Genomic DNA, 15498 nt, shown 5'->3' with positions numbered 1-15498 from the left:
ATTACTAATTAAGATCAAGAAAAAAAGAGGGCGAACCCTCTTTTAAAATAATTATTTACTAATTACATATCTTTTTCAATTAAATTTCCAGATGCAACATCATAAGCGTAGGATATATCTTTGCCGTCTTTTTCAACTTCTACTTCAACAATGTATTTTCCATCGTCAAATTCAAGAGTGTAGTCTGTTGCTATGAAACCATCGCCTGCTTCTGCTATTGCTTTTTCCACAAAACCGTCAATTGATGCAAGCATATTCTTTTGAAGATCAGCAACTTGGTTTTGAGTATTTTCTGCTTCGAATTCGTCTTTAACAACATCTCCAGTTTCTGCATCAATTGTAACTTCATATTCTTTTTCTGCATCATAACCGCCGATTTTATAAAGTAGCTTTGCGCCTTCAGATTCTAATCCAAGAGATTCGATTTTTGCATCAGCATGAAGTTTTTTAAAGTTATCAAAGGCTTCTTCCTTTGTAATTTTTGCTGCTGACAAGTCAAGGCTCATACTTTTATCAGCTATTACTTTTGCTTTAGCTGGATCAACAGTTTCTGTTTCCTTTGCATTTTTATTTTCTTCACTTACATTCTTCTTGTTATTAGTAGTTACTGCTGCATTATTTTTTGTTTCTAAAGCAGTTTTATTTGCACCATTACAAGCTGAGAGTGTAAGCACTAAGCTAAGACCTAAAGTTCCAACTAAAATTTTCTTATTCATATTTCCTCCTAATTAATAAATCTTAAATTTCTTTCTATAACATCTTACCCTTAATTATTTTTTGTAAACTTTATGTAAATAATTATAATTAAATATATGTTAAAGTGTCCTTTATGTGATATAATAATTTAAATACTTCCTAGGAATTAGGAAAACATTTTATTAAATAGGAGAGTGCAGTTTTGGATCTTCGAAGCAACAAAAAATCTCTTAGCAACTTAGTTTATAGAGATTTAAAAGAAAAGATTTTAAAAAACCAATTACTTCCAGGGGATAAATTAATTGAAATGGAAATCGCTTCTAAACTTGGAGTAAGTAGAACACCAGTTAGAGAAGCCTTGAAAAAATTGGAAGAGGATGGACTCGTTACAAGTTTCCCAAGAAAGTCCTTTATTGTTTCCAAAATTTCCGTTAAAGAAGCTAAAAATCTTTATATAGTAAGGAAATCCTTGGAGCCTCTTGCAGTAGAACTATTAGCAGAAAAGGGTTTTAATGAAAAAACTGAGTATTTTCAAAAGGTAAATGAGGACTTAAGAGTGGCAATCGAAAACAAAGACGAAGAGTTGGCTCAAAATTTAATTATCGAGTGGAATATGGCACTTGTATCATGTCTAAACAATGAAATTTTAGTTGAAGTCATGAATATGATTAATCAGAGACTTTATAGGTTTGGAAATTTTATTTTTAGAGACAAAAAAAATTACAAAAAACATTACAATAATTTGCAAAAAATTTATAAACTCATTGAGGAACAAAAGCCCAATGAAGCAAGAAAAGCCAGTGAAAAAACTATTGAAAATATCTATTTGATGTTTGAAGAACAGGCAGATTATAAAATGTTTAGAATTTAAAAAAAAGCACTTGACAAGAGTGTTTTTTTTATTTATAATTATTTCTGTTGCATCGACATATTTGTTTGATGTAAAAATTTCATAATGAAATTGTAAATTTTGCACCTTTAGCTCAGTTGGTAGAGCAACTGACTCTTAATCAGTGGGCCTACGGTTCGAGTCCGTAAAGGTGCACCATCTTAAAGCTTGTAAATCTAGTGTTTGCAAGCTTTTTTCTTTGCTTTATAAATTTTAAAAGATGTCTGAATTTTTATAGATAAGACTGAAATTACGCACAAAATTTAGGCTAATGCTAGGAAATTTTTTGGCTCGAATAATTTTTTATAAAATTAATAAAAAGACAAATAAAAAGGCTTCATCAAGAAGCCTTATTTTTGTTTAAGTCATATATTATTTTTAAACCCTTAATTCCCAGTACCTGATCTTCTTCAAAAGTATAAATTTCATTTGCAAGAAGATGAGCCTTTAATCCGGTTACTAAAATTTTTGTATTTTCTTTTTTTAGTGAGTGGAATTTCACTATTTCATCCACTATTCCAAAAACAGCTTTATTGTAGCCGAAATAAATTCCTCTTTGAATTGCCTTTTCTGTATTTTTCCCAATAATATCTTCAGGCTTTTTTATTTCTACACGAGGAAGTTTTCCAGATCCTCTAACAAGTGAATCTTGGAGAAGACTTATGCCAGGAAGGATAAGTCCGCCGAGAAATTCTTTTTTATCATTGATATAGTCAATAGTGGTAACTGAAGATGCAGAAATTATTATAATATTTTCTTTAAATCTTCCGGTAGCTGCCACTGCTCTTATAATTCTATCTGTGCCAACTTCTCTTGGGCTTTCGCATTTTATATTTAAACCAGTTTTTACTCCAGCAGATATAACTATGGGATTTTTGCCAATTATTTCTCTTGAAATAATTTCATAACTTGAATTAAGTTCAGGTACAACTGTTGAAAGTATTATGTCAGATATGTCAGATAAATCTATTTTTTTATCCTTTAATATTAATTTAATAGTGAGTTTAATTTCTTCAGTGGACCTATTTTTGTCAGTCATTATAGAAAAATTTGTGACAAGTTTTTCGCCTTCAAAGATGCCAAAATTGGTATTTTTATTTTCTATATCAATTGCAAGTAACATATTAACCCTTTCTTGCTTTTAAAGCTTTTATAACTGCTGTAGTGATAATAACAGATAAAATTGCTTCAGGTATTCCTGATGTTACAGATACTCCAAGGATTGCTGATTTTGCATTTTCCATTGGTATATTCATAGCTTCTACATATCTCTTGGCATAGAGTAAATAGATTCCTCCAAGAACTAAAATTGTGTTAGTCATTGAGCCAACAAAGGCACCTATGGCAATAGGAAAGTCCTTTTCATTTGACTTAAAGGAATAAACTAAAAATCCAAGACAAAGTAAAAGAAGAATTACTACAAAAGTAATATTTAAAGTTGAGCCACCATTTGTAATATTTCTATAAAGTAAATATGCCAAGAAAAGTGAAACAAGTCCCCACAAAATTTTTGTAAGATTTCTCAAATTTTTGTCTTCTAATTTTTTTACTGCAGTGTAAGAGTAATAAGAAGTTATTCCAATTAAAACTCTAGGCACAACAGAAATAAGTGGATTATAAAAGACAAAGGCAACGGGACTTGCATTTCTTAAAATTGCATTTAAAAGAGATGAAACTCCAAATATAAGTCCAACCATTGCTCCAACTACAGGGCCTTCAGCGATAGCTCCAATTATTACTGGTATGTGCATTGTTGTGGCATTGATAACACCAAGGGGAATTAGTCCAAGGGGTGTTAGACTTAGGACAACTGTAATTGCACCTAACATAGCAGCTATTACAAGTTTTCTGTTACGATCATTTTTTTTATTCATTTTTACCTCCAGATAGGGTTCATAAAGATACCCTTCATGCATCAATACTATTTGATGCTTTTATAACTTACTAGCCCGCCTGAATCTTCTGCTGAATAAATTGCATTGGCAATAGACCTAGAAATTGTTTTTGCCGCAAGAATTCCCACTAAATTAATATCTGCTGCAACTTCGCCACTTGAAAGTGTGAAAATAGTATCTCCATCGTTCATAGTGTGCACAGGATTAATTGATCTTGCGTAACCATCATGAGCCATTTGTGAGATCTTATTACAATTTGCCTTTGTTAGCTTTGCATTTGTTGCAACAAGAGAAATTGTTGTGTTGGCTGAGCTAAATTGATTATAATCGTTTAATCTCTTTTCGTAAAGGGCACAAGTGTCTAAAAATTTTTTATTTTTTCTATCATAAACTCCTGCGATTCTTTTTCCATCTTCATAATCAAAAATATCGCCAAGAGCATTTAAAGCCACAATGGAAGAAACAATGAGGTCGCCTACTTTTACTGAAGATTGACCTATGCCTGACTTCATGGCAAAATCATTTCCCAAAATTTTACCAACACTTGCGCCAGATCCTGCACCTAGATTTCCCATGCTTTCATCTTTTTCTCTTGCATTTTTTGCTGCAGTATAACCCATTTTAAAATCAGGACGAACTTTAGAATCGCCAACTGCAAGATCAAATAAAACTGCACCAGGAACTATGGGAACTACTCCAACACCAACATCAAAGCCTACATTTTTTTCTTCCAAAAATTTCATGATGCCGCCGCCAACATCAAGACCAAAGGCAGAGCCACCAGTTAAAAAAACTGCGTGAACCTTTTGAACCAAGTTCTCTGCTCTTAAAAGATCAGTTTCACGAGTGCCAGGTCCAGCACCACGCACGTCAACTCCTGCAGTAAAACCTTTTTCACACAAGATTACACTTGTACCAGTTAGGGCGAGCTTATCTTCTGCGTGACCAAGTTTTATTCCCTTGACATCAGTTAAAAATCCTTCGTACATATTTCCTCCTCCAAAAATTTTTTCAAAATAATTTATCAAAAGCCCCATCATTGATGAGGCTTAATTTTTTTTATTTATTTTTTCTCTTTTCATTAACAGATGTAATTTTATCCTTAAAAGTGTAATTTTTGTCGCGTCTATCGTCAATTTTTACAACAGAGTAAACTCTATCTGCTCCATTTTCAAAGACGGATTCTTGCATTCTTCTTATTACATCATATAAAACCTTTAAGTCCTTATGAGCAATTGTTGTTCCCATTGCATTAAGTTCATAAGTTAGTCCTTCAATTTCTCCAATTGAATCAAGAGCACCTGCTATGTATTTACTAACAGATGTTGTCTTTGTTCCAATAGGTATAAGTGTTAATTCTGCTACTGCCATTTTTTCCTCCTAATTTGATATTCTCGGCAAATTCCAATTTTTCTTTACAGCTAAAAGTCTAATGATTAAAACTGCAAAAAAGCATATAACCATTGAAATTTGATAATTACAAAAATGTCTTGCTATTATAAAAATTGTGGCACCAAGTATGCAGGCACCGGCATAAACTTGCTCCCGAAAGATAAAGGGAATTGAGCCTGATAAGACATCACGAAGCATTCCGCCGCCAACTCCAGTAATTGAGCCTACAAAAATTAAAAGAAATTTTTTGTCATAACCAAGGGATATTGCTGTCGCCATTCCAGTTATGGTAAAAGATGCAAGACCAATGGTATCTGTAATAATCATAAACTTATTCATTAATTTAATCCAGTGTGACTTCTCAAAGTCCCTTCTAATTGAATATAAAATAAAAACTAAAATCGAAAAGATAGTGGATATTGCCGCATTAGTTGAATTTTGAAACATCTTTGGTGGCGTTATACCAAGGACCAAGTCTCGAATGAATCCACCCCCAAGAGCTGTTACTAGACCTAAAACGATTACACCAAGTATGTCCATTTTCTTTTTGCATCCAAGTATGGCACCAGAAATTGCAAAGGCAATGGTGCCAATGATGTCGAAAAAAACATTAAATTCTAAATAATTCCCATTCATGAATTTATTATATCAAAGATTAATTTTATGAAGTGAGAAATTTCAATAAATTGAAAAAAATTTTTAAACTTTGTTATAATATTACTATTGGAGGAATTATGAGTATACTTATAAAAAATATTTCTTATTTAGATATAGAAAGAGAAAAAATAATTGACGGTGCAGATATTTTTATTGAAGAAAATAAAATAAAAAAAATCGGCGAAAATTTAAAGCTTGATGCAGATGAAGTCTTTAATGGAGAAAATAAACTTCTTACACCGGGTTTTGTAAATGCCCATACTCATCTTGGCATGTCCTATTTTAGAAATTATGCTGACGACTTGGCACTTATGGATTGGCTTGAAAATGAAATTTGGCCCATTGAAGCAAAACTCAATGCAGAAGATATTTATTGGTCATCAATGCTATCTATTATAGAAAACATAAAATCTGGTGTTACATCTTTTTGCGACATGTATTATGAAATGGATAGGGTTGGCGACGCAGCAGTTGAATCTGGAATTCGTGGAGTCCTAACTCGTGGCATGACAGATGTAGATGGAAAGGGCGAAGAAAAGCTTGAAGAATTTGATCAGCTTTACAAGAACTATCAAAATAAATGCGGCGGCAGAATAAAAGTTGTTCCAGCACCTCACGCAATTTACACATGTTCTACAGAATTTTTAAGAGAAATTTCAAAGAGATCTATTGAAAGATACGATCATCTTATTCACATTCACCTTTCTGAAACTTTAACAGAAGTGGAAAATTCAAAAAAAGAATATGGAATGACGCCAATAGAATATGTAAACACTTTGGGACTACTTGATAGCCAAATAATTGCAGCCCACTGCGTTCACATTACTGATGAAGAAATTGAACTTGTAAAAAATAAAAAATTCTACCCAGTTTATAATCCTAGTTCGAATTTAAAGCTCGCCAGCGGCTTTACGCCAGTTGATAAAATGCTAAAGGAAAATATTAAATTGGCTATGGGAACTGACGGCGACTCATCAAATAACAACCAAGATTTTGTAGAAGAAATGCACATAGGAGGCATTGTAAATAAGGCTGTTACCATGAATGAAAAAGCTGTGCCAGCTATAGAAATTTTAAAGATGGCAACAGTAAATGGAGCAGAGGCCCTTGGCTTTGAAAAGCTTGGACTTATAAAGGAAGATTATCTAGCCGACCTTACAGTTTTTGATTTAAATTCAAATTCCTTCACACCGAGAAATAACCTCATATCATCTCTTGTCTATTCAGCAAACTCTCATGATGTTGAGTCAGTGATTTGCGACGGGAAATTTATTATGAGAGATAGGGAACTTGTAAATGTTGATGAAGAAAAAGTTAGACAAGTGGTTAATAAGAGATGGGAAGATATAAAAAGTAGATAGAGTATGGAAGAAAAAAGAAAAATAAAAAATTTTTTTAAAATTATTTTTAAAATAATAATTTTACTTGCAATGATCGCCATCTTCACTGCTGGGATTATGCTTGCCCTGTCCTTAATTTTTTATAGACAGACCTACTTTAACAGCGACTATAAAAATGCCAATCTCATAATGTTATTGGGGACAACGGGACAATTATCGGCAGCAATATTATTTGTAAAATTTTTATTAAAGAAGAAATTTGACTACATTTATTTCAAAAAAGATAAGCTTGCGAAAAATATTGCTCTTGGCTTATTTTTTGGATTTTTGCAAATTTCTATCTATCTACTTGTGGATTTAGGAAGGGGAGTTTTAGGATTTCAAGCTATAAATATGGGAAATCTTAATTTGATTTTCTTAGGCTACTTTATAGCCTTTTTCATCCAATCTACATCAGAAGAAGTTTTAGTTAGAGGAATACTTACAAGAGCCTTATTTGATAAATATGGAAAGAAAATTGCAATTATTTTGCCATCTCTTTTCTTTGGACTTTTGCACCTTGGCAATGAGGGCGTGACAATTTTATCCACCCTAAACACAATTTTAGTGGGAATATTTTTTGCAAAATTATTATTTTACACAGACAATATTATGGTGACTTCTGGAGTCCACGCAGGATGGAATTTTTCCATGGCAATGATTTATGGCTTAAATGTCAGTGGTTTTAGTGGCTTTGACAGCCTATTTAATTTTAAAGTTTTAAATTATAATCTTTATGATAAAATTTATGGACCAGAAGGAAGCATTGTAGTAACTTTTATTGAAATCATAAGCATACTTATTATATTTTATTTAGAAAAAAGAAAGGGAGTTAAAAATGGATGATAAAAAAATAGTTTATTCAGGGATTCAACCTTCAGGTTCTCTAACTATTGGAAATTATATTGGAGCCTTGAAGAATTTTATTGGACTTCAAGATGAATACAACTGTCTATATTGTATTGTTGACATGCACGCCATAACTGTGGCACAAGAGCCAAAGGATTTGAGGAAGAACACTCTTGATGTCCTTGCCCTTTATCTTGCAGCAGGTCTTGACCCAAAGAAGTCAATAATTTATATTCAGTCTCACGTGCCAGCTCACGCTGAACTTGGTTGGGTTTTAAATACAATGACAGGTCTTGGTCAACTTCAAAGGATGACACAATTTAAGGATAAGTCAAAAAAATACACTGATGTCCAAGCAGGACTACTTAATTATCCAGTCCTAATGGCGGCAGATATTTTGCTTTACAACACTTCTTATGTGCCAGTAGGCGAAGACCAAAAGCAACACATTGAAATCACAAGGGACTTGGCACAAAGATTTAATTCAAGATATTCTGAAACTTTTACAATTCCAGAAATTTTGACACCAAAAGTTGGGGCGAGAATTATGTCACTTAAAGATCCATCTTCAAAGATGTCTAAGTCTGATTCAAATAAAGACGCCTTTATTTTAATTTTAGATTCAGAAGATGACACTAGAAAGAAAATAAAAAGAGCTGTTACAGATTCATCTGGCGAGTTTAGGTATTCTGATGAACAAGCTGGACTAAAGAACCTCATCAACATTCACGCATCTTTTTCTGGCATGAGCCCAGAAGAAATTGTCAAGAAGTACGAAAATCTTGGTTATGGAGAATTTAAGGAAGACCTTGGCGAAGTTGTAGTTGAAGGCCTAAGACCTTTACGTGAAAGATTTAAAGAAATAAGATCTGACAAGGCATATCTTGAATCTGTCTACAAAGAAGGAGCAGAAAAGGCATCCTATCTTGCCAACAAAACCCTAAGAAAAGTTTATAAAAAGGTTGGTTTTATCCCTAGATAATCGAATTCTTATTGATTTTGGAGGATTTTTGTGGTATCTTTTATATAAATTGGGAGGTGTCCTATGAATAAAATAATTATTGTAGTAGCCATTAACTTAATAGGTGCAGGAGTCTTATATGGATATAATGCTAATGAAGCTGGAGCTATTGGAATAATTGGTGGAGCAGACGGTCCAACTCAAATCTATACAGAAACAAATAAAAAGACTGACAAAGATAAGGGTATAGAAATTATCGGTGGGGCAGACGGTCCGACACAGATTTATACTGAAAAGAAAGAAAACAATGACAAAGATAAAGGTATAGTAATTATTGGTGGAGCAGATGGTCCAACACAGATTTATACTAAATCAAAATAAAAACAAGCAATAAAAAAGAGGATTGTAAAAATTTATAGATAGAGAGAGACTATTTGCTGGGAGGTCTTTATAAACTTTACGATTGTAGCTTTTTTGCTTCTTTGGTGAATCTAGTAGCCAGAGACGACTTATCTCGTTAAAGATTTTAAAGTGTTTATTGAAAAATAAAAATTAAGGTGGTACCGCGTCTTTCGTCCTTAGGGATGGAGGACGCTTTTTATTTTTAAAATATAAAATAATATACAAAATATAAATTTCGAGGAGGAAAAATGAAAGAGTTAAACAAAACTTATGATCCAAAGGATTTTGAAGAGAAAATTTATGACTATTGGATGGAAAATAATTATTTTAGGGCAGAGGTTGATGAAAATAAAAAACCTTACTCTATTGTTATGCCACCTCCAAATGTAACAGGCAACCTTCACATGGGTCACGCTCTTAATAACACAATTCAAGATGTCTTAATTAGGACAAAGAGAATGCAAGGCTATTCTGCCCTTTGGATTCCAGGCACTGACCACGCATCTATTTCCACAGAAGCAAAAGTTGTAGAAAAACTTAGAAAAGAAGGCATAGATAAGGAAGACATTGGCAGAGAAAAATTCTTGGAGAAAGCTTGGGACTGGACTCACGAATACGGTGGAAATATTGTAAACCAACTTAAAAAACTTGGCATTTCCTGCGACTGGTCAAGACAAAGTTTTACTCTTGACGAAAATTTATCTAACGCAGTAGAAGAAGTTTTCATAGAACTTTATGAAAAAGGACTAATTTATCGTGGCAATAGAATTATAAACTGGTGTCCATCTTGCGAAACTTCAATTTCTGATGCAGAAGTTGAACATATTGAAACTGATTCAAATATTTGGTACTTCAAATATCCTTTTGCAGATAGGGAAGGTGGAATTGAAATTGCAACAACAAGACCAGAAACAATTCCTGGAGACCTTGCCATTGCAGTAAACCCAGCTGACGAAAGATACACTGACCTAGTTGGCGAATATGTAATGATTCCAGTAATGGGCAACAAAAAAATTCCAATCATTGCCGACGAGTATGTTGAAATGGACTTTGGTTCTGGTGCAGTAAAAATCACTCCATCTCACGACCCTAACGACTTTGAAGTTGGCTCTCGCCATGATCTTGGTCAACTTGTAATCATGGATGGCAAGGGCTACTTAAATGAAAATGCAGGCGATTATGCTGGCATGGAAAGATATGAAGCTAGAAAGAAAATAATAGAAGACTTCGAAAAGCTTGGTTACTACATTGGCAAAAAGCACCACCACAACGCTGTGGGTCATTGCGAAAGATGTAAGACAGTTATTGAACCACTTATTTCAAAGCAATGGTTCGTAAAGATGGCACCACTTGCAAAGCCAGCTCTTGAAGAATATAGAAAGGGAAATCTCAACATAGTTCCTGAAAGATTTGGAAAAATTTATGAAAATTGGCTAGAAAATATTCGCGACTGGAATATTTCAAGACAATTATGGTGGGGACACAGACTTCCAGTTTGGTACTCTGATTCTGACGATGAAATTGTAATTTCAAAAACTGATCCATCTAATACTAAGGGACATGAAGGAAAAACTTACACTCAAGACGAAGATACACTTGACACTTGGTTTTCATCTGCCCTTTGGCCTTTCTCAACAATGGGTTGGCCAGAAAAAACTCCAGAATACGAGTATTTTTATCCAACAAATGTACTTGTAACTGGCTACGATATAATTTTCTTCTGGGTAATAAGAATGGTCTTCTCTGCCCTTGAACAAACAGGCAAACTTCCATTTAAGGATGTACTTTTAAATGGACTTGTAAGAGATGACCAAGGAAGAAAAATGTCAAAGTCACTAGGAAATGGCATTGACCCACTTGATATCATAAGAGACTACGGCGCTGATGCCCTTAGATTTACTCTTGTAACTGGAAACACTCCAGGCAATGACATGAGATTTTACACTAAGAGAGTTGAAGCAAACAGAAACTTTGCCAACAAACTTTGGAACGCAACAAGATTTCTCATGATGAATATGTCTGATGAAATTACAGATTCAAACTTTGACCTTGAAAAACTTCACTATGAAGACAAGTGGATCCTTTCAAAATTACAAAAAGTTATAAAATCAATAACAGAAAAAATCGAAAAGTATGATATTGGACTTGCAGCAGATGACATCTACGACTTTATCTGGTCAGATTTCTGTGACTGGTACATTGAAATTGTAAAACCAGTTTTGTATTCAGATAATGCAGAAGAAAAAACAAACACAGTAAAAGTTTTACTTTATGTATTAGAAAATATTTTGAAACTTCTTCATCCATTTATGCCATATATCACAGAAGAAATTTGGCAAGCCCTACCTAATAGGGAAAATGCCCTAATTGTTTCTAAATGGCCTGAATACAGGGAAGAACTTGTATTTGAAAAGGAAGAAAGAGCCACAGAATACATTGAAAATGCAATTCGTGAAATTAGAAATGCAAGAAGTGAAATGAACATCGAAAATTCAAAAAAATCCAACACTCTTGTTTACACTAAGGACCAAGAAATTAAGGAAATTTTTGAAGAAACAAAGGGACTTTTACTAAACCTTGGTTATTCAAATTCTGTTGAAATAACTGACGATGAAAGCAGGAAAAATTCAGAAAATATTGCCATAGTTCTCGACAGAGCAGAAATTCAACTTCCACTAAAGGAACTTGTGGACTTTGAAAAGGAATTAAAGAGACTTCAAAAGGACAAGAAAGATGCAGAAGCTGAACTAAAAAGAGCCAAAGGCAAATTATCTAACCAAGGATTTGTTTCAAAGGCACCAGCAAAATTAATTGAGGAAGAAAAAGAAAAAGTTACAAAGTACGAAGAAATTTTAAAGACAGTGGAAGAACAAATTGCAAAGGTTGAAAAAAATCTATGACATACACTGAAGTTGTAAAAAACATTGAAAAGAGAATTGGAAAATTTAAGTCCAAGGGCAATGTGAGAATCAAAAAGTTTTTGGAAAAAATTGACTCTCCTCATAAGAATTTAAAAGTAATTCATGTGGCAGGCACCAATGGCAAGGGATCAACTGTAAATTTCATAAAAGATGTTTTAAAGGAAGATTATAAAGTTGGGTCTTTTGTTTCGCCCCACCTCATAACTTATTGCGACAGAATAAAAATTGGCGACGAGGAAATTTCACAAAAGGACTTTGCAGAAATTGGCGAATTTATAATAAGTAAGGAGCCGGAAATAATAAAAGACTATGGCGAACTTAACCTCTTTGAATTTTTGACTATAATGGCAATAATTTATTTTGACAGAGAAAAAGTTGACTTGGCTGTATTAGAAGTTGGCATGGGAGGTCGTGCCGACTCCACAAATATTTTTACAAGCCGAGAAAAATTAATTTCCATAATCACATCAATTTCCATGGACCACATGGAATATTTAGGAAACACTATCGAGGAAATTGCTGATGCCAAGGCAGGCATAATAACAGAAAAGGGACTTGTCCTTACAACAAATAAAGATCCAAAAATTCTAGGAGTAATAAATAGAGAAGCAGAAAAAAAATCTGCAGAAATTTATTACACAAAGGATTTAGAAAGTGAAATTTTAAAATCTGACTTAAAGGGAATAGATTTCAAGGTAAAATTAGGTGAATGGGAAGAATTTTCCTTAAGTCAAATTGGAAATTACCAAGTGGAAAATGCCCTGGGAGCAATTTATGCCCTCTATCTCTTAAACAAAAAGGGAATTTTAAAAATCTCCACAGAAAAAATAAGAGAGAGAATAAAAACTTCCACTTGGAAGGGGAGGATGGAAATTGTTTCAAAGGATCCACTTATAATTTTAGATGGCGCCCACAACTTTGATGGCATCAAAAAATTAGTGGAGTCCATTGAAAATTTCAAATTCAAAAAACTTTACCTCATCATGTCAATTTTATCTGACAAGGAGCACAAAAAAATGCTTGAAGAAATTTCATCTTACACAGATGAAGTCATCTTCGTGAATTTAGACTACAAGAGGGGAACAAGCCCAGAAGAGTTAAAAAAAGAAGCATCAGACTATGGACTTTCTGCAGAAGTTATGACTGTTGAAGATGCTATAAAGCATTACAAGAAAAAATACAGTGATGGCGATTTAATTTTAATAACAGGCTCCCTTTACTTTGTAAGCGAGGCAAGGGCAAGAATTTTAAATTACGACTACAGCATATAAAAATAAATAAAAAAATAAGACCATGGATTTTTTCCATGGTCTTTTAAAATTAAGTTAAATTATTTAGCTTCTTTAACTTCTTTTTTGTCGTCTTTCTTTTCGTCTTTAACTTCTTTAACTTCTTTTTTATCTTCTTTCTTTTCTTCTACTTTAGCTTCAGCTTTAAGTCCAAGTTTTTCTTGAGCTTCTACAAGAGCTTTAAGAGCATTTTCAATTTGTTCTGGTTTAGCTTCTTTGTCATCAACAATTGATTTTGCAGCAGCAATAGCATTTTCGTAGTTAGTTTGAACTTTTACGTCAGATTTTTTGTATTCTTCAGATTCACGAACTGCTTTTTCTTTTGCAATTTCTTTTTCAAGAGAAGCTTTAACTTCTTCAACTTTAGGAGCAACTTTTTCTTCTTTAACTTCAGCTTCTTTAGAAGTTAATAAAACAGTGTTAGTAGCCTTATCAAAGTCAACACCAAATCCAAGAGCTTCTCCAAGATCTCTTAATTTGTAGTAGTTGCTGTTGTCAATTTTGTAAGCAGTAGCAGTAAGAGCTTTGTCTCCAACCATTACTTTGTCATTAGTAAGAATTCCCTTTGAAACTTTCTTAACTTCTTTTTGATCAGTATCAGCAACTTTGTAGTCAGCACCCTTAGTTAGAGTAGCAACTGCATCCTTATATTCAACGCCAAATTTTGCTTCAGTATCTTTTAATACAGCAGCAACATCTCTAAGTTTGAAGTAGTTGTAATTGTCGATAATGTATCCGTAGATAACAACATCTTTACCATTAAGTTTAACTTTTTGGCTTGAAGCTTTAACGTCTTTAGCTGCAACTTTTTCTTTAACTTTTTTAGCATCTTCTTTGACATCTTTTGCAACTTCTTTAGTTTCTTTTACAGCTTCTTTGCCTTTTACTTCAACTTTTTCTTTTGCATCAGTCATAGCTTCTTTAGCATCTTTAGCGATTTCTTTGCCATCTTCTTTAACTTTAGCAAATTTTTCTTCGCCTTTTTTTAGTGCTTCTTCAATTTTAGTAGGTGCTTTAACTTCAGTTTTTTCTTCAGTAGCAGCAAGTACTGGGCTAGCAGTAGATAAAAGCATAACTCCTGCTAGTGATAGTGATGTAATTTTTTTGTTCATTTTTTATTCCTCCTAAAAAATATAAGATAACTTAATTATACAGAAAATCTCTAGGAAATCAATTCCATTAGCTTAATTCTTGATTAAATTTACAAATTTTAATAATTCTGTAACATTAATAATTAGAATAAGCGTAAACAAAACCGCCACTTGCATCAACAGCTACAAGACTAGACTTTGTATAATAATTATAAGTTCCAGCTTCAGGTGTAACTTGTTGATTGGCATTTAATTCCTTGTCCTTTAAAAATCTTTTTTTGTCGCCAACTATATCCATAAATTCACGAGCAACTTTTTTAGAATCTTCTTCACTTAAATGTTTTTCTAAGAAAGGATACTTTTCATTAGGGAAGTAGTCAAACTTATAAGAAGTTAAATTATTTTTCTTGTCAAAAATAAATCTCATAGACAAATTTTTCTTTTCATAATCCTTTAAAAATAACTCATAAACCTTGCCGCCATCCACTTCTTCAACTTTTATAATTCCATCTTTTAAATAGCCAGCAAGATCTGTTACCTTTCTAATTTTGTCAATAGTCGCAAGATCTTTTCCGTCCTTCATAGGATCGACATCACGAGTTGGGTCAATTTCATAACCATTATTAATGTTGCAGTAAAACTTTTCTTCATTCCATTCTAGTTTTGCCTTCATGGCATTGGCAAGGGCCCTTGCAGGTACATAAGTTGTGTTATTAAGAATAAAAGAAGGAGAATCAATTGTATAGACAATATCATCAATCCTATACTCATTAGAATCAACATAAAAAACAATTTTCTTGCCCTTATTAATAATTTCAACTGATCTTGCATCTTCCTTCCAATTTACATCGGCACCTAAATTTTCAGAAACAAGGCGAAGGGGAATGTGGATCCTATTATTTTTCACCACAAAATCTTTCTCAAAGACTATATTATTTATGACAAGGGTCATCTTTTTTTGTCCCATAGCACTTGCGCTAGAAAATAGTAATAAAAAAGATAATAAAAATATAAATTTCTTTTTCATAAAATCACTCCTTTAGTTAATTATAACATTAAAATTATTTAAAAGAATTT

The 15498-nt window shown here is 32.9% G+C and carries 15 protein-coding genes, 1 tRNA gene and 1 other annotated feature; of the genes, 8 read left to right on the top strand and 8 right to left on the bottom strand.

The annotated features are described in order from the left end of the window. Positions 1 to 62: 62 nt before the first annotated feature. Positions 63 to 716: a PepSY domain-containing protein gene (locus JOD41_RS04800; protein WP_205051823.1), complete on the bottom strand. Its 654-nt coding sequence runs from the start codon at positions 714 to 716 to the stop codon at positions 63 to 65. Positions 717 to 898: 182 nt separating this feature from the next. Here JOD41_RS04800 and JOD41_RS04795 point away from each other — a divergent pair, with 182 nt between their 5' ends. Continuing rightward, positions 899 to 1567: a GntR family transcriptional regulator gene (locus JOD41_RS04795; protein ID WP_205051822.1), complete on the top strand. Its 669-nt coding sequence runs from the start codon at positions 899 to 901 to the stop codon at positions 1565 to 1567. 101 nt (positions 1568 to 1668) lie between these two features. Continuing rightward, positions 1669 to 1744 (top strand) — tRNA-Lys (locus tag JOD41_RS04790). A gap of 181 nt (positions 1745 to 1925) precedes the next feature. Here the strand turns inward: JOD41_RS04790 and JOD41_RS04785 are convergent. From JOD41_RS04785 to JOD41_RS04765, 5 genes are all read right to left on the bottom strand, one after another. Continuing rightward, positions 1926 to 2708, bottom strand: a complete 783-nt coding sequence (locus tag JOD41_RS04785; protein WP_205051821.1) for a type III pantothenate kinase — start codon at positions 2706 to 2708, stop codon at positions 1926 to 1928. 1 nt (position 2709) lies between these two features. Next, positions 2710 to 3459: an ECF transporter S component gene (locus JOD41_RS04780; RefSeq protein ID WP_205051820.1), complete on the bottom strand. Its 750-nt coding sequence runs from the start codon at positions 3457 to 3459 to the stop codon at positions 2710 to 2712. A gap of 47 nt (positions 3460 to 3506) precedes the next feature. After that, positions 3507 to 4469 (bottom strand): P1 family peptidase, encoded by a 963-nt coding sequence (locus JOD41_RS04775; protein ID WP_205051819.1) that lies wholly within the window; start codon positions 4467 to 4469, stop codon positions 3507 to 3509. A 70-nt stretch (positions 4470 to 4539) separates the two neighbouring features. Continuing rightward, positions 4540 to 4851 carry an MTH1187 family thiamine-binding protein gene (locus JOD41_RS04770; RefSeq protein WP_156700247.1) on the bottom strand — a complete coding sequence of 104 codons (312 nt, stop codon included), beginning with the start codon at positions 4849 to 4851 and terminating at the stop codon, positions 4540 to 4542. A gap of 9 nt (positions 4852 to 4860) precedes the next feature. Next, positions 4861 to 5508, bottom strand: coding sequence for a trimeric intracellular cation channel family protein (locus JOD41_RS04765; RefSeq protein ID WP_205051818.1), 648 nt, complete (start codon positions 5506 to 5508; stop codon positions 4861 to 4863). Between the two features lie 98 nt (positions 5509 to 5606). On the opposite strand from JOD41_RS04765, the gene JOD41_RS04760 reads away from it, so the two are divergent. The 6 genes from JOD41_RS04760 to JOD41_RS04735 all read left to right on the top strand — a co-directional run bounded on the left by JOD41_RS04760 (position 5607) and on the right by JOD41_RS04735 (position 13312). After that, the gene (locus tag JOD41_RS04760) at positions 5607 to 6890 is read left to right on the top strand and encodes an amidohydrolase (protein WP_205051817.1); all 1284 of its coding nucleotides are present in this window, start codon (positions 5607 to 5609) and stop codon (positions 6888 to 6890) included. 3 nt (positions 6891 to 6893) lie between these two features. Continuing rightward, on the top strand, positions 6894 to 7754 hold the full coding sequence (locus tag JOD41_RS04755; RefSeq protein WP_205051816.1) for a CPBP family intramembrane glutamic endopeptidase: 861 nt from the start codon (positions 6894 to 6896) through the stop codon (positions 7752 to 7754). Beyond that, positions 7747 to 8739, top strand: a complete 993-nt coding sequence (gene trpS, locus JOD41_RS04750) for a tryptophan--tRNA ligase (RefSeq protein ID WP_205051815.1) — start codon at positions 7747 to 7749, stop codon at positions 8737 to 8739. Before JOD41_RS04755 ends, trpS begins: the two co-directional genes overlap by 8 nt. 63 nt (positions 8740 to 8802) lie before the next feature. Next, complete coding sequence (locus tag JOD41_RS04745) at positions 8803 to 9099, top strand: sodium ion-translocating decarboxylase subunit beta (protein ID WP_019107804.1); 297 nt, start codon at positions 8803 to 8805, stop codon at positions 9097 to 9099. After that, positions 9100 to 9301 (top strand) — a binding site (T-box leader). Between the two features lie 67 nt (positions 9302 to 9368). Next, positions 9369 to 12020, top strand: coding sequence for a valine--tRNA ligase (locus JOD41_RS04740; protein ID WP_205051814.1), 2652 nt, complete (start codon positions 9369 to 9371; stop codon positions 12018 to 12020). Next, complete coding sequence (locus JOD41_RS04735; RefSeq protein ID WP_205051813.1) at positions 12017 to 13312, top strand: bifunctional folylpolyglutamate synthase/dihydrofolate synthase; 1296 nt, start codon at positions 12017 to 12019, stop codon at positions 13310 to 13312. The genes JOD41_RS04740 and JOD41_RS04735 overlap by 4 nt, the downstream gene beginning before the upstream one ends. A gap of 59 nt (positions 13313 to 13371) precedes the next feature. On the opposite strand, the gene JOD41_RS04730 is transcribed toward JOD41_RS04735, so the two are convergent. Then, positions 13372 to 14442 (bottom strand): FIVAR domain-containing protein, encoded by a 1071-nt coding sequence (locus JOD41_RS04730; RefSeq protein ID WP_205051812.1) that lies wholly within the window; start codon positions 14440 to 14442, stop codon positions 13372 to 13374. Positions 14443 to 14557: 115 nt separating this feature from the next. Next, complete coding sequence (locus JOD41_RS04725) at positions 14558 to 15448, bottom strand: copper amine oxidase N-terminal domain-containing protein (RefSeq protein WP_205051811.1); 891 nt, start codon at positions 15446 to 15448, stop codon at positions 14558 to 14560. Positions 15449 to 15498: the final 50 nt, after the last annotated feature.

It is taken from the genome of Peptoniphilus gorbachii (genome assembly GCF_016908115.1).
In the GTDB taxonomy this organism is placed as follows: domain Bacteria; phylum Bacillota; class Clostridia; order Tissierellales; family Peptoniphilaceae; genus Peptoniphilus_A; species Peptoniphilus_A gorbachii.
Note: the sequence above shows the minus strand (reverse complement) of the source record. Positions and strands in the feature narration are given on the sequence as shown.

What these genes read in the sequence shown, in the direction of transcription:
- JOD41_RS04740 (WP_205051814.1), top strand. Translation starts at nt 9,369, where the DNA reads ATGAAAGAGTTAAACAAAACTTATGATCCAAAGGATTTTGAAGAGAAA.
- JOD41_RS04775 (WP_205051819.1), bottom strand. Translation starts at nt 4,469, where the DNA reads ATGTACGAAGGATTTTTAACTGATGTCAAGGGAATAAAACTTGGTCAC.
- JOD41_RS04770 (WP_156700247.1), bottom strand. Translation starts at nt 4,851, where the DNA reads ATGGCAGTAGCAGAATTAACACTTATACCTATTGGAACAAAGACAACA.
- JOD41_RS04725 (WP_205051811.1), bottom strand. Translation starts at nt 15,448, where the DNA reads ATGAAAAAGAAATTTATATTTTTATTATCTTTTTTATTACTATTTTCT.
- JOD41_RS04780 (WP_205051820.1), bottom strand. Translation starts at nt 3,459, where the DNA reads ATGAATAAAAAAAATGATCGTAACAGAAAACTTGTAATAGCTGCTATG.
- JOD41_RS04765 (WP_205051818.1), bottom strand. Translation starts at nt 5,508, where the DNA reads ATGAATGGGAATTATTTAGAATTTAATGTTTTTTTCGACATCATTGGC.
- JOD41_RS04735 (WP_205051813.1), top strand. Translation starts at nt 12,017, where the DNA reads ATGACATACACTGAAGTTGTAAAAAACATTGAAAAGAGAATTGGAAAA.
- trpS (WP_205051815.1), top strand. Translation starts at nt 7,747, where the DNA reads ATGGATGATAAAAAAATAGTTTATTCAGGGATTCAACCTTCAGGTTCT.
- JOD41_RS04755 (WP_205051816.1), top strand. Translation starts at nt 6,894, where the DNA reads ATGGAAGAAAAAAGAAAAATAAAAAATTTTTTTAAAATTATTTTTAAA.
- JOD41_RS04760 (WP_205051817.1), top strand. Translation starts at nt 5,607, where the DNA reads ATGAGTATACTTATAAAAAATATTTCTTATTTAGATATAGAAAGAGAA.
- JOD41_RS04785 (WP_205051821.1), bottom strand. Translation starts at nt 2,708, where the DNA reads ATGTTACTTGCAATTGATATAGAAAATAAAAATACCAATTTTGGCATC.
- JOD41_RS04800 (WP_205051823.1), bottom strand. Translation starts at nt 716, where the DNA reads ATGAATAAGAAAATTTTAGTTGGAACTTTAGGTCTTAGCTTAGTGCTT.
- JOD41_RS04745 (WP_019107804.1), top strand. Translation starts at nt 8,803, where the DNA reads ATGAATAAAATAATTATTGTAGTAGCCATTAACTTAATAGGTGCAGGA.
- JOD41_RS04730 (WP_205051812.1), bottom strand. Translation starts at nt 14,442, where the DNA reads ATGAACAAAAAAATTACATCACTATCACTAGCAGGAGTTATGCTTTTA.